At 58.2% G+C, this 14,064-nt stretch carries 12 protein-coding genes; 3 read left to right on the forward strand and 9 right to left on the reverse strand.

Annotated features, from left to right (window positions below; genetic code table 11):
• Positions 1–5 precede the first annotated feature (5 nt).
• From mglA to BBB56_RS12125, 6 genes are all read right to left on the reverse strand, one after another.
• On the reverse strand, positions 6–1,526 hold the full coding sequence (gene mglA / locus BBB56_RS12100; protein ID WP_123801206.1) for a galactose/methyl galactoside ABC transporter ATP-binding protein MglA: 1,521 nt from the start codon (positions 1,524–1,526) through the stop codon (positions 6–8).
• A 69-nt stretch (positions 1,527–1,595) separates the two neighbouring features.
• The gene (mglB, locus tag BBB56_RS12105) at positions 1,596–2,591 is read right to left on the reverse strand and encodes a galactose/glucose ABC transporter substrate-binding protein MglB (protein WP_123801207.1); all 996 of its coding nucleotides are present in this window, start codon (positions 2,589–2,591) and stop codon (positions 1,596–1,598) included.
• 315 nt (positions 2,592–2,906) lie between these two features.
• On the reverse strand, positions 2,907–3,947 hold the full coding sequence (gene galS, locus BBB56_RS12110; protein ID WP_123801208.1) for an HTH-type transcriptional regulator GalS: 1,041 nt from the start codon (positions 3,945–3,947) through the stop codon (positions 2,907–2,909).
• Positions 3,948–4,090: 143 nt separating this feature from the next.
• Positions 4,091–5,254 (reverse strand): DUF418 domain-containing protein YeiB, encoded by a 1,164-nt coding sequence (gene yeiB, locus BBB56_RS12115; RefSeq protein WP_123801209.1) that lies wholly within the window; start codon positions 5,252–5,254, stop codon positions 4,091–4,093.
• Between the two features lie 69 nt (positions 5,255–5,323).
• Positions 5,324–5,989 carry a GTP cyclohydrolase I FolE gene (gene folE / locus BBB56_RS12120; protein WP_033750312.1) on the reverse strand — a complete coding sequence of 222 codons (666 nt, stop codon included), beginning with the start codon at positions 5,987–5,989 and terminating at the stop codon, positions 5,324–5,326.
• A gap of 122 nt (positions 5,990–6,111) precedes the next feature.
• Complete coding sequence (locus BBB56_RS12125; RefSeq protein ID WP_123801210.1) at positions 6,112–7,242, reverse strand: YbfB/YjiJ family MFS transporter; 1,131 nt, start codon at positions 7,240–7,242, stop codon at positions 6,112–6,114.
• A 105-nt stretch (positions 7,243–7,347) separates the two neighbouring features.
• Between BBB56_RS12125 and ptrR the strand changes: the two genes are divergently transcribed.
• The 3 genes from ptrR to fghA all read left to right on the forward strand — a co-directional run bounded on the left by ptrR (position 7,348) and on the right by fghA (position 10,327).
• Positions 7,348–8,259, forward strand: coding sequence for a putrescine utilization regulator PtrR (gene ptrR / locus BBB56_RS12130; protein ID WP_123801211.1), 912 nt, complete (start codon positions 7,348–7,350; stop codon positions 8,257–8,259).
• 89 nt (positions 8,260–8,348) lie between these two features.
• Positions 8,349–9,473, forward strand: a complete 1,125-nt coding sequence (locus tag BBB56_RS12135) for an S-(hydroxymethyl)glutathione dehydrogenase/class III alcohol dehydrogenase (RefSeq protein WP_123801212.1) — start codon at positions 8,349–8,351, stop codon at positions 9,471–9,473.
• Positions 9,474–9,484: 11 nt separating this feature from the next.
• A complete protein-coding gene (fghA, locus tag BBB56_RS12140; protein WP_123801213.1) occupies positions 9,485–10,327 on the forward strand; it encodes an S-formylglutathione hydrolase in 843 nt (280 codons plus the stop codon).
• Between the two features lie 169 nt (positions 10,328–10,496).
• Here fghA and BBB56_RS12145 read toward each other — a convergent pair whose 3' ends face one another.
• The 3 genes from BBB56_RS12145 to BBB56_RS12155 form a co-directional block, all read right to left on the reverse strand.
• Entirely contained in the window at positions 10,497–11,285 is a 789-nt protein-coding gene (locus tag BBB56_RS12145) for an ABC transporter ATP-binding protein (protein ID WP_123801214.1), read from the reverse strand.
• Entirely contained in the window at positions 11,282–12,340 is a 1,059-nt protein-coding gene (locus BBB56_RS12150) for a FecCD family ABC transporter permease (RefSeq protein WP_123801215.1), read from the reverse strand. The genes BBB56_RS12145 and BBB56_RS12150 overlap by 4 nt, the downstream gene beginning before the upstream one ends.
• A gap of 142 nt (positions 12,341–12,482) precedes the next feature.
• Entirely contained in the window at positions 12,483–13,949 is a 1,467-nt protein-coding gene (locus tag BBB56_RS12155) for an amino acid permease (RefSeq protein ID WP_123801216.1), read from the reverse strand.
• Positions 13,950–14,064: the final 115 nt, after the last annotated feature.

Genomic DNA, 14,064 nt, shown 5'->3' on the forward strand with positions numbered 1-14,064 from the left:
CTTCATTAAAGGTGTAATGACGCTAAACGCAATATTTCGTTCTGCGTGGTTGTCTTGGTATCTACAATGCCCGCCACCTGGCCGTTGCTCATTACCAGGATACGATCGGTAATGCCCAACAGCTCCGGCATTTCGGACGAAATAATAATGATGCCCTTCTCTTTTTTCGCCAGCTCGGCAATCAGCTGGTAAATTTCGAATTTTGCCCCGACGTCAATACCGCGCGTCGGTTCATCAAGCATCAGGATTTCAGGCTGCGTTAATAACCAGCGGCCAATAATGACTTTTTGCTGGTTACCGCCCGAAAGCGATCCAATTTGCGTATGATGTCCCGGCGTTTTGACGCGCATGGCGTCAATCACCCACTGGGTATCGCTCTTCATACGTTTATTATCCAGCAGCCCGATACTGGTTTTATATTTTTTGATATTCGAGATTAACGAGTTAAACCCGATATCCAGGAAGGCGTAAATACCGGTTGAGCGGCGCTCTTCCGTCACCAGCGCAAAGCCGTGGTTAATGGCTTCGTTAGCGCTGTGGTTATTAATCGCCTTGCCGTGCAGCTTAATGGTGCCGCTGACCTTTTCACGAATGCCAAACAGGGTCTCGACGATATCGGTGCGTTTTGCGCCCACCAGCCCGGCAATCCCCAGAATCTCCCCTTTATGCAGATCGAACGAAACGTCGCGAATCGACGGCTGACGCAGCGAGGTTAAATTACGCACTTCCAGAATGGTTTCGCCCGGTACGTTGGTTTTATCCGGGAAGCGCTGGTTCAGGGAGCGACCGACCATCATGGCGATGATCTTGTCCATATCCAGCCCTTCCAGCGGCTGGGTGGCGATCCACTGACCGTCGCGCAGAATAGTGATCTCGTCGCATAGCTGGAAAATCTCTTCCATCTTGTGCGAGATGTAGACTATGCCGCAGCCGCGATCTTTCAGCTTACGAATAATGGTGAACAGGTGGTTCACCTCTTTCTCCGTCAGCGACGAGGTCGGTTCGTCCATGATGACGATTTTGGCGTCATAGGAGAACGCCTTGGCAATCTCAATCATCTGCATCTGGGAAACCGACAGATTCGCCACTTTGTCGCGCGGATCGATATCGATATCCAGCTCTTCGAATATCGCTTTGGTATCGCGATACATTTTATCCTGATCGACAAACGGCCCTTTGCGCGGATAGCGGCCCAGCCACATGTTGTCCATAACGGTGCGCTGTAATACCAGGTTCAGCTCCTGGTGCACCATAGAAACGCCATTTTCCAGCGCTTCTTTAGAACTTTTAAAATCGATTTCTTCACCCTGAAACAGGATGCTCCCCGTGTCTTTTTTATAAATGCCAAACAGGCATTTTAATAACGTTGATTTCCCTGCGCCGTTTTCACCCATCAGTGCATGAACGGAGTGAGGCCGCACTTTTAAATTCACATTATCTAAGGCTTTAACCCCTGGAAATGATTTTGACACATTCGTCATTTCCAGCAGATATTCACGCTGCGCGGTCGGATTATCACTGGCCATAATTTACCTGGCTAAAAAAAGCGTTGGTCACGTAAAAACAGGGCGCGACCTGGCCGCGCCCGGACAGGATTACTTCTGGAACTGAGACAGGTTCTCTTTATCCACCGCCACGTAAGGGACGCGGACAATCTTGTCGCTGATTTTAAAGCTGGTGCCCTCGGTGGCGGCTTTGCCGTCAGCCAGGTTTTTCGCCATATCCAGCGTCGCTTTCGCCTGGTTCTCCGCATCGTTCAGCACGGTGCCGGCCAGCGCGCCGGATTTCACCAGCGCCAGCGCTTCCGGCAGGGCATCGACGCCGAATACCGGAATAGAGGTTTTGTTGTGCGCCTTCAGCGCTTCAACCGCGCCCATCGCCATCGCATCGTTGTTGGCGATAACCACTTCGATCTTGTTAGCGTTCGGACCTGAGAGCCACGCGTCCATCTTGTCTTTAGCCTGAGCGGTGTCCCACATGGCGGTATCCATCGCCAGCTGCTGCGTTTTCAGGCCGTCCTGATTCAGGGTGTCGATGACGTATTTGGTACGCGCTTCCGCATCCGGGTGACCCGGTTCGCCTTTCAGCAGCACGAACTGAATCTGACCATCTTTGTTCAGATCCCAGTTCGGCGAGGCTTTCCAGTGCTTCTCAATCAGTTTGCCCTGAATAATGCCGGACTCTTTAGAGTCGGTGCCCACATAGTAGGCTTTGTCGTAGCTGGCCAGCACTTTTGCGTTAGGTTCTTTGTTGAAGAACACCACTGGCACATCGTTGCCGCGCGCTTTATCGATCACAACCGCCGCCGCTGCCGGGTCTACCAGGTTAATCGCCAGCGCCTTCACGCCTTTCGCCATCAGAACGTCAATCTGGTCATTCTGTTTTGACTGGTCATTCTGCGAGTCATTCATCAGCAGCTGCACGCCGCCGACGGCTTTCGCTTCTTTCTCAATATCCTTGCGCACCATCGACATGAAGTTGTCGTCATATTTATAGATGGTCACGCCGATACGCGTGTCCGCTGCGTGTGTTGTCGCGCCGAACATCATGCTGGCGACTAAAGCAGTAAGCGTGAAAACCTTCTTATTCATGGTATCTCCGGTTTTTTGCAGGGTAGTACTGGCTCAGCCGCGTCAGGCGCGAATGAGCTTTCGGTAAAAGATGATTCGGCGAATCAAAAAGAAGCGGGTGACATCACGCTACGCCGCTGAACCGCCGTCCAGAAACCTGACTTCCTTGTGCGACAACGCGTCCTGAAGATGTTTGAACCTTTTTTCACGGCTGACTGAAACCGCGCCATCCGGGAGTTAATACAGCGTTACATAATGTTTCAGTCCAGTAAGACGCTGCCATCATAGTAAGGGCCATGTTAATTAACTGTGAATACAATCACAGATTGAAAACGGTTACATGGCGCTATCGCCTGAATTAGTGACCGACTCCACATTTTGTCTTTGCGCCACAGAATGACGGCGTACCAGCGTAGGCATAAAGACATGCTGCGCGCTGGCATCCAGCTGCCCCGCCGCGCCGCTCAGCGCCAGTTCGGTCGCCAGTTTCGCCATGGAAACAATAGGATAACGGACCGTTGTCAGCTGCGGGTCGGTGTAGCGAGAGATGGGAATATCATCGAAGCCAATCACGGAAAAGTGTTGCGGCACCTGAATGCCATTGTCTTTTAACGCGGTGAGCGCGCCTGCCGCCATACTATCGTTGTAGGCGAAAATGGCGCTGAGATGCACATTGCGTCCCAGCAGTTCGACCATCGCCGCCTCGCCGCCTTGCATATCGGGTTCGGCGCTGGCTATCCAGCTTTCGTGCGGGCTAATCCCCTGCTCCGCCAGCGCCTGCTGCCAGCCATCGCGCCGCTGCTGCACATCTTCGATAGGATGGCTGGAACAGAGGTAGCCAATACGGCTATGCCCCTGCTGCATCAGCATGCGGGTGGCCATCAGCGCGCCCGCGACGTTATCCAGACTGACGCAGCGGTGGGCAAAGCCCGGTACAATGCGGTTGACCATCACCATACCCGGCACCTGCTGCATAAAACTCGCCAGCTCGTCATCTGAAAGCGTTTTCGCATGCACCACCAGCGCGTTACAGCGCTGACGGATCAGCACTTCGATGGCGTGGCGTTCTTTGTCTTCCTGATGCCAGGAGTTGCTGATCAGGACATGCTTTTGCAGGCGCTGCGCGACGGTATCCACCGCCTTGACCAGCGCGCCGAAGAAGGGATCGGAGACATCCATTACGACGACGCCGATGGTATCGCTGACCTGTGTCGCCAGCGCCTGCGCGTTGGCGTTGGGGCGGTAGCCCAGGGACTCCACGGCCTGTAGCACCGCTTCACGCGTGTCGGCAGTGACGGCGCTGCTATTATTCAGCACGCGTGAGACGGTCGCCACCGACACCCCGGCCAGACGGGCAACATCACGAATCGTTATCATGCAGCTGTTCCACAGAGGAAATAAAGGCATCACGCCAGGAAGTAATCCGGCGCTATTCTGTCAGGCGCAGCCAGGCAGCAGCGTGAATTGCGTCACACTGATGAAAACGGTTACATACAATTATGTAACCTTTGTGATGAATATCATTTTCTGAGCGAGGAGCGGGTCGACGGCTTGCCGGCCGCCAGCGTGGTCAGGCGACGCCACAGCCACTCAAGCGGTCCCTGCGGGAAAAACCGCAGCCAGAGGGTAGAGAAAAGGAGGTTAATCAGCCAGATAGCCGGAACAAACGCCAGCAGTTGCAGGCGGTCGAAACGCATAAAGAGGTCAAAGCGGTAAAACAGCGTGGTGCAAATCAGCGTCTGCAACAGGTAATTACTCAGCGCCATGCGGCCAACGCACTGGATAGCATGGCTAAAACGCCAGCGCGCCAGCTGCGGCCAGAATCCCAGTATCGCCGCCGCGTAGCCCAGACTGATAAAAGGGCTGGCGAGATCGCGCGGCACCTGCAAATAAAAGCCGCTCCAGCGAAACGACCAGTGCAGCATCCACTGCGACACCACGCCCGATAAGGCGATCGCATAGCCCACCGCCAGCAGCAGCGCGGCGCAGCGCCGGTAGTGCGCGAGCGGATAATCACCGGTTAGCCAGCCAGAGCGCAGCAGCGCCGCGCCCATCATCATCAGCCCCGCCAGCTGCCAGCCATACTGCGACGCCAGCGCCATCAGGCTGGAAGAGAGGTGATCGAGTCGGTTATCTACCGCTTCCCATCCTCCGGCCAGCTTCCAGAAGCGTTCATACTCCAGTTCGGCTGCGCCGGGCAGCCATGAGCCGCTGGGTTCAGGATCGGAGATAGCGCCGAAGATCAGCAGCACGCCGCAGCCCATCAGATAGAGCAGCGCGCCCGTATGAAACAGGCTGCGCGTCGAGGGCGCGTCGCGCAGCATGCGCCAGACAATCAGGCCCACGATGGCATAATCGAGCAGGATGTCCCCTTCCCACATCGCCACGGCGTGAAACAGGCCGATCAGCGCCAGCAGCGTCAGGCGCGCCGACAGCCAGCGGCTGCCGCGCGGTAGCTGCATCTGTAAGCCCGCGCCGAACAGCAGAGCAAAAAGGGTCAGAAATTTCAGCTGCGCCAGCGTATCCAGCACCGCCCAGGTCCATACCTCATCGCGGGCGGGATCGCCCTGCCAGGCAGGATTAAGATAGGCGGCGGAAGGTAAGGCGAAGCCAACGATATTAAGCAACAGAATGCCGAGAATGGCGCAGCCGCGAATAAAATCCAGCGCTGGATAACGTTGCATATCGATCCCTGTTGACGTGAGACGCCGCCGCCAGAAGCGGCAGGCGGCGGCTAAGGCTGACGGTAACCTTTAGATATGGCGCACCGCGCGCAGGAACTCCTGGCGGGTATTCTGGCTCGATTTAAACAGGCCGCCCAGAGACGTCGTCGTGGTTGCGCTGGTGGCGTCTTTCACGCCGCGCGCCTTGACGCAGTAGTGCACCGCATCGATAGAGACCGCGACGTTATTGGTGCCAAGCAGCGTTTGCAGCGCAACCAGCACCTGTTGAGTCAGGCGCTCCTGCACCTGCGGACGCTGGGCGAAGAACTGCACGATACGGTTAATCTTCGACAGGCCGATGACCTTCTCTTTCGGGATATAGGCCACCGTCGCTTTACCGTCGATAATAACAAAGTGGTGTTCACAGGTGCTGGTCAGCGTGATGTCGCGAACCGTCACCATCTCATCCACTTTCATCTTGTTTTCAATAACGGTAATTTTCGGGAAGTTGGCGTAATCCAGGCCAGAAAACACCTCATCCACATACATTTTGGCGATGCGATGCGGCGTCTCCATCAGGCTGTCATCCTCAAGATCCAGATTCAACAGCTGCATGACCTCAGTCATGTGGCCGGCAATCAGGCGCTTACGGGTTTCATCATCCATTTCACGCGTCGGCGCGCGTAACGGCGTTTCCAGGCCTCGCGCCAGCAGCGCTTCGTGAACCAGGATTGCTTCCTGACTAAGGGTGCTCATCGTACTCATCTCCGCAGGTGTAACGCCCGCCGGAGAGACCGGCGGGTTCAATTCCAGGCGCGTATTGTGAAGCTTTCCGTCAGGGTAATCCAGTAATCAATCCAATCGGCAATGAAAGCTTTTCATGACGATCGCCGCCAGACCAGCAGACCGCCAGCGGCCAGCCCCAGACCGGCAATCCACAGCGCAGGCTCCAGCCGATGCAGCAGCGCGGTTGAGAGCGATGACAGCACCGGTCCCACCAGCTGACCGACCGCATAGCCGGTAGTAAGCAGGCCGGCCATATAGCGCGTATGCAGAGGCGCCAGCTCGCGCGCGTACGCCAGTGAAAGCTGCACCACGCAAAGGAACCCGCCCCCGACCAGCAGCGCGCCGATCAGCAGACCGCTAAAGCCCGACAGCCAGGCCGCCGCCACGACCCCCAGCGCCTGCGCCCAGAGCACCAGCGCCAGCCGCCGGTTGTTGCTGGAAAAGCCGCGCGTCAGGATGCCCAGCGCGATGCCCACTATCGACGCGCCGCCAAAGATCGGCCAGACAAACTGGGCAAAAACGCCATCGGGAAAGCGTGCCGCCGCCATCTGCGACAGAAAAGTCGCGGGCAAGATGTAGCCAAAACCGGCCAGGCTGTAGCTCAGCACCAGCCGTCGCAGATCCGGGGTCAGCACCAGCGGCTGCGGGGCCTGCTCAGGGCGATGCAGATCGCCGAGGCGGCGCGGCAGATTACGCGCGATAGCGGCGATAAACAGCAGCGCCAGCGCGCCATAAGCCGCCCACGCCAGCGCGGCGGAAGCCTGAAAGGCATGCAGCTGCACCGCCAGCAGACCGCTGATAAAAATCCCCGCGCCAGGTCCGGCGAACACCGCCGCCGACAGGCCGGGACGACCATAGTGATACAGTTTTTCACTGCTCCAGGCGGCCACCAGCACCAGCGCGACGCCGCTGGCCCAGCCGATAAGAAAGCGCACCGCGCCGTGTAGCCAGGGGCCGCTGACGCAGGCGGAAAGCAGCGTCAGGATCACTGCGCCCCAGACGCCCAGCTGTAGGCGCAGCTCAACGTGGCGGCGCGCCCGCATCGCATCAAAAGAGCCGCACAGATAGCCGAGATAGTTGAGCGCCGCCACCAGGCTGGCGCTGGTCAGCGTCAGCTGACCGTCATGTATCATTAACGGCACCTGCGGCGTAAAGGCAAAACGTCCTATCCCCATCACCACAACCAGCGCCAGAAAGGCGCTAATCGCCACGCGAAAAGCCATGTCCCTACTCCTGCATTTTTATTATCGCTTGCTTATACCATGCCAGCTGATTAAACTCACGAAAACTGAATAATTCACATCAAGTTGTTTACGAGAAGAGAACATATGGATCTTGTCCAGCTACGTATGTTCTGTTCTGTGGCAGAGACCGGTTCGCTGGCCCGTGCCGCGGAGCAGCTGCATCGTGTCCCCTCTAACCTTACTACGCGGCTGCGCCAGCTCGAAGAAGAGGCAGGCGTTGACCTGTTTATTCGCGAGAAGCAGCGCATTCGATTGTCGCCGATGGGCCACAACTTTCTCAACTATGCGCAGCGCATCCTGGCGCTGAGCGAGGAGGCGCTGAACATGGCGCGCGCAGGCGAACCGGCCGGAAATTTCGCCCTCGGCTCAATGGAGAGCACGGCCGCAACGCGCCTGCCGGGTCTGCTGGCGGCCTATCATCAGCGTTATCCGCAGGTGGCGCTGTCGCTGATCACCAGCACCTCCGGCGAAATCATCGACAAGGTGCGCGAAGGCACGCTGGCCGCCGCGCTGGTGGACGGCCCGGCGCCCTATGACGATCTCAACGGCTGCATCGCCTTCCGTGAAACCCTGACGCTAATCACCAGCCTGGATCACGCGCCCGTTCAAAGCGCGCGCGACGCGCAGAACGACACGCTGTTCGCCTTTCGCAACAGCTGCTCCTACCGCGTAAAGCTGGAAAGCTGGTATCGCGACAGCGGGGTCGCGCCCGGCGGCGTCATGGAAATTCAATCCTATCACGCCATGATGGCCTGCGTGGCGGGCGGCGCAGGCGTGGCTATGATCCCGGAATCGGTGCTGAAGCAGATGCCTGAACGCGCCCGCGTGCAGGCGCATGAGCTGCCGGCGCAGTATCGCGATACGGCAACCTGGCTGATGTGGCGGCGCGATGCCTTTACGCCCAACGTCGAAGCCCTGAAATATTTAATTATCGATATGTTTGACGACCGTCCGCAGGACGATCAGCTGCTGCATCCGCTACCGATCGCAGACTGATTACGCTTTTACGCGCTACTTTTAATGATATTACGACCCACGGACGCGACCGCTCCGGCGCGTTCCCATCTGACTGCAAGAGGGATTGCATGAACATGATTAAAACCCGCGCCGCCGTTGCCTGGGCTGCTGGCGAACCGCTGAAAATCGAAGAAGTGGATTTGATGCCGCCGCAGAAAGGCGAAGTGCTGGTACGCATTGTCGCCACCGGCGTCTGCCATACCGATGCCTACACCCTGTCAGGTAAAGATCCGGAAGGCGTATTCCCGGCGATCCTGGGGCATGAAGGCGGCGGCATTGTGGAAGCCGTCGGCGAAGGCGTTACCAGCGTTGAAGTTGGCGACCATGTTATCCCGCTTTACACCCCGGAGTGCGGCAAGTGTAAATTCTGCCTGTCAGGCAAGACTAACCTGTGCCAGGCCATTCGCGCCACGCAGGGCAAAGGACTAATGCCGGACGGCACCACCCGCTTCTTCAAAGACGGCAAGCCGATTTTTCACTATATGGGCACCTCGACCTTCTCGGAATACACCGTCGTACCCGAAATTTCGCTGGCGAAAATCAGCAAAGAAGCGCCGCTGGAAGAAGTCTGCCTGCTGGGCTGCGGCGTGACCACCGGCATGGGCGCGGTGATGAATACCGCTAAAGTGAAAGAAGGCGATACCGTGGCGATTTTCGGCCTGGGCGGCATCGGCCTGTCAGCGATTATCGGCGCGAAAATGGCCAAAGCCGGGCGTATCATCGGCATCGATATTAACACCAGCAAGTTCGACCTGGCGCGCAAGCTGGGCGCAACCGATCTGGTGAACCCGAAAGATTACGAGAAGCCTATTCAGGACGTTATCGTCGAGATGACCGACGGCGGCGTGGACTTCTCTTTTGAGTGTATCGGCAACGTCAACGTGATGCGTTCGGCGCTGGAGTGCTGCCATAAAGGCTGGGGCGAGTCGGTGATTATCGGCGTGGCGGGCGCAGGCGAAGAGATTTCCCCCCGCCCCTTCCAGCTGGTCACCGGACGCGTCTGGCGCGGCTCCGCCTTTGGCGGCGTGAAAGGCCGCTCTCAGCTGCCGGGCATCGTGAAGGATTACCTCGACGGTAAATTCGCCCTGAACGATTTTATTACCCACACCATGCCGCTGGAAGAGATCAACGAGGCGTTTGATCTGATGCATGAAGGGAAATCGATCCGTTCGGTGGTGCACTTTAACAAGTAATCGGAGGCGATATGGCATCCACGCTGGAACTGCTGGAAGAACACCGGATGTTTGGCGGCTGGCAGCAACGCTGGCGTCATCAGTCAGCCGTGCTGAACTGCCCGATGACCTTCAGCATCTTTTTACCCAATCCCAAAGGCGACATGCCGCCGCCTGCGGTGTGGTTTTTAGCCGGACTGACCTGTACGGACGAGAACTTCAGCACCAAAGCCGGGGCGCAGCGCGTCGCGGCGGAGCTGGGCCTGGTACTGATTATGCCGGACACCAGCCCGCGCGGCGAGGCGGTCGCCAATGACGAGGGTTACGATCTCGGTCAGGGCGCGAGTTTCTATCTCAACGCGACCCAGGCCCCCTGGTCGGCGCACTATCGTATGTTCGACTACCTGAGCCAGGAGTTGCCAGCGCTGGTCGCTGACAACTTCAGCATCAGCGAGCGTCAGTCGATTATGGGGCATTCGATGGGTGGACACGGCGCGCTGATGCTGGCGCTGCGCCTCGGCAATCGCTTTGCCTCAGCGTCGGCGTTCGCGCCCATCGTTAATCCCTGTGAAGTGCCCTGGGGGCAAAAAGCCTTCAGCGCCTACCTGGGCGACGATCGCGCGGCCTGGCGCGGCTATGACAGCTGCGCGCTGATGCGCGAAGTGCAGGAACGTCTGCCGATCCTGATCGATCAGGGCGATAGCGATCAGTTCCTGGCGGATCAGCTTCAGCCGGAGCGGCTGGACAGGGTAGCAAAAGAGGTGGGATTCCCGCTGACGCTGCGCGTGCAGCCTGGCTATGACCACAGCTACTACTTCATTGCGACCTTCGTTGAGGATCATCTGCGCTTCCATGCGCAGCATCTGCTGGTGTAGAACATTCAGGGCCGCGATGCGGCCCTGAACTTTTTGTAAAGCGCACCAGCGGCAAGCACAGCGCGCATACGGCTGGCATGGCGCGATCGCAAAAACGGCATCTCGTCCCGCACATCTTTATGCGGGACGCTTTGCTCTTCGGACCCGGTCAGTCGCGGGCGCGCGCTGCTTAAACCAGCGCCGAGTCGGCCAGCCCGTCGATCATCACCTGCGGCATCCCCTGCGAGCAGCGCTCAATACGCCCTCTTACGCCGTACACCTGCGCCAGCGTTTCCGGCGTGATCACCTTGTCCGGCGCGCCGTCGGCGATCGGCGCGCCCTCTTTCAACATCAGCGCATGATGCGCATGGCGTAGCGCGATATTAATGTCATGCACCACTACCACGGTGACGATATTGCGCTGCGCCGTTTCACGCCGCACCAGATCCATCACGTGAAACTGGTAGTTGAGATCCAGCGCGCTCAGCGGCTCATCCAGCAGCAGCAGTTCCGGGCGACGGATCAGCGACTGCGCCAGCCCAACCAGCTGCTTCTGGCCGCCGGAGAGCTGATCGAGATAGCGCATCGCCAGGTGTGAAATGCCGAGCTGCTCCAGCAGATACATCACCTCTGCTTCGCTGGCCGCGTTATGCAGGCCGCCAGAGGCGCGCTGCGCCACGATAATGGATTCCAGCACATGCAGATGCACGCCCGCAGGCAGCGACTGCGGCAGGTAAACCACGCGCTGAGCGCGGCGGGCGAACGGCTGCTGCATCAGCTCTTCGCCGTTCAGCCACAGTTCGCCCTGCCCTTTATTCAGTCCAGCCAGCGCGCGCAGCAGCGTCGATTTGCCGCAGCCGTTGGGACCCAGCAGCACGGTAATCTTGCCGCGCGGCAGCAGAGCGACGTTGAGATCCTCAATGACTTTGCGTTTCGGATAGCCCGTCGTGAAGTGCTTAAGCGTCAGCCCCTGACTCATACATTCCCCCGATGACGCAGAATAATACTCAGGAAGAACGGCACGCCGACCAGCGAAGTGACGATCCCGACCGGGATAATCACGCCGGGGATCAGGTTCTTCGAGGCGACCGACGCCATCGACAGCACCAGCGCGCCGGTCAGGGCGCTGGCAGGCAGATAGTAGCGATGGTCTTCGCCAAACATCATGCGGGCGATATGCGGCGCCACCAGTCCGATAAAGCCGATAGGTCCGACGAAAGCCACCGCCAGCGCGGAGAGGATACTGATGCGCAGCAGCGTCGCAAGACGCAGGCGACGCACGTCGATGCCGAAACTCACCGCGCGATCTTCGCCGAGGCGCAGCGCGGTCAGCTTCCAGCTGCTGAGCAGCGAAAAAGGCAGCAGTAGCGCAAAGGCCGCGCTCAGCACGCCCAGCTTCTCCCATGAGGCGCGCGCCAGGCTGCCCATGGTCCAGAACACCAGCCCCTGCAAGGTATCTTCGCTGGCGATAAACTGCATCATCGACACCAGCGCGTTAAAGGTGAACACCAGCGCAATGCCGAACAGCACCACGCCGGAGGTGGAAACCCGCGTCCAGCGCGTCACGCCGTCCAGCATCAGCGCGGCAAACAGCGCAAAAACAAAGGCGTTGGCGGATATCAGCCACTGATCCGGCACGCCGGGAATGCCGATGCCAAGAATAATCGCCAGCGCCGCGCCAAAGGCCGCCGCCGACGAGACGCCAAGGGTAAAGGGACTGGCGAGAGGGTTGTTGAGGATGGTCTGCATCTCGGCGCCTGCCAGCCCAAGACAACATCCCACCACGACCGCCATCAGCGCATAGGGTAAACGAATGTCCCAGACGATAACGCGCGTTCCGGCGTCAACCGCCGCGGGATGAAGCAGCGACTGCCACAGGGTCGGCAGCGAAAGTCCGGCCGGGCCAAGGGTAAAGTCCAGCACCAGCGAGGCGACAATCGCCAGCGCCAGTACGGCGATCATCAGCATGCGACGACGCAATACCTGCTGATAGCGGCCCATTGCGCTCTGCGCGGGCAGTGTAGAGTCCGTCATAAAAAGCCTGTCTAAAGGGTTCGATCGAAAACGCTGCAACAATAGAGCAGATGATAATAATTATCAATTCTTCAACTTAAACAAACCGGCTCTGCAACAAAAAAAGCGCGGCCAGGCCGCGCTTTTCATTCTGTTCGACGGCTTACTCTTTATGCGTCGGAAATTCCATCTCGCTGTATTTCACAAAACGCGTTCCGCGCGTCAGCTTGTAACCCATCCAGATAAGCAAAAACAGCGGAATACCGATATAGGTTGCGGCCACGCCGTACCAGTCGATGCTGTCGTTAAGGAATGCCTGATAGTTCTGACCCAGCGTAATGATCAGACAGAGCACGAAGGCGAAAACAGGCCCTACCGGAAAAAAGCCCGACCGGTACGGCAGATCGCTCAGGCTATGGCCCTGCGCAACGTAGCCGCGGCGGAAACGATAGTGGCTGATGGCGATCCCCAGCCAGGCGATAAAGCCGGTCATACCTGAGGTATTCAGCAGCCACAGATAAACTTCCTGATTGCCAAATTTTGAGGTCAGGAAGCAGAGCGCGGCCACCACCGTGGTGGCGATCAGCGCGTTGCGCGGCACCCCGCCCTTCGACAGCTTCGCGAAGATGCGCGGCGCTTTGCCTTCGCTCGCCAGGTTGTACAGCATACGCGTCGAGGCATACATGCCGGAGTTGCCCGCCGACAATACCGCCGTCAGGATCACCGCATTCATCACCGCCGCCGCCGACAGCAGGCCTGCGTTCTGGAATACCAGCGTAAAGGGGCTGACGCTGATGTCGGTGACATCGTTATGCAGCAGCTGCGGATCGGTATACGGCAGGATCAGACTGATAATCAGAATGGCGAAGATATAGAACAGCAGAATACGCCAGAACACCTGACGCACCGCGCGCGGAATATTTTTTGCCGGATCTTCTGATTCGCCCGCCGCGATGCCGATCAGTTCAGTTCCCTGGAACGAGAAGCCGACAATCATCGCCACGCCGATCATCGCGGCAAAGCCTCCGGCGAAGGGCGCGTCGCCCACCTGCCAGTTTTGCCAGCCAGCGTGCTCGCCGCCGCGGAAAATGCCGAGGATCATCAGCACGCCGACCACGATAAAGATAATCACGGTGGCGACCTTAATCAGTGAGAACCAGTATTCCGCTTCGCCGAAGCCTTTCACGGAGATGAAGTTGAGCAGGAACATCAGACCGAGGAACAGCGCGCTCCAGATCCAGCCCGGCGTGTCAGGGAACCAGTAATTCATCACCAGCTGTGAGGCCACCAGATCCACCGCGATAGTCACCGCCCAGTTGTACCAGTAGTTCCAGCCCAGGGCGAAGCCGAAGCCTTCTTCCACATATTTCGAACCGTAGGTGGCGAAAGAGCCGGAAACCGGCATAAAAGCCGCCAGCTCGCCAAGGCTGGTCATCAGAAAGTAGACCATCAGGCCAATCAGCGCGTAGGAGAGCAGCGCGCCGCCCGGTCCCGCCTGAGAGATGGTGGCACCCGATGCCACAAAAAGGCCGGTGCCAATCGATCCGCCAATGGCGATCATCGTCAGGTGACGCGCCTTTAACTCGCGTCGTAACGCAGGTTGTTGTGTTGTATTTGTGTCGTTCTGCATGTGTAAACACTAGGCTCGCTAAAAATGAGGCGCGATTGTAGCAATTCACCCTGCTCTGTATAGCACTGACGCCCTGTTATTAGTTACCTTCATAATCGCCACTGAATTATAAGCA

Origin of the sequence: Candidatus Pantoea deserta, from assembly GCF_003813865.1 — a bacterium.
In the GTDB taxonomy this organism is placed as follows: domain Bacteria; phylum Pseudomonadota; class Gammaproteobacteria; order Enterobacterales; family Enterobacteriaceae; genus Pantoea; species Pantoea deserta.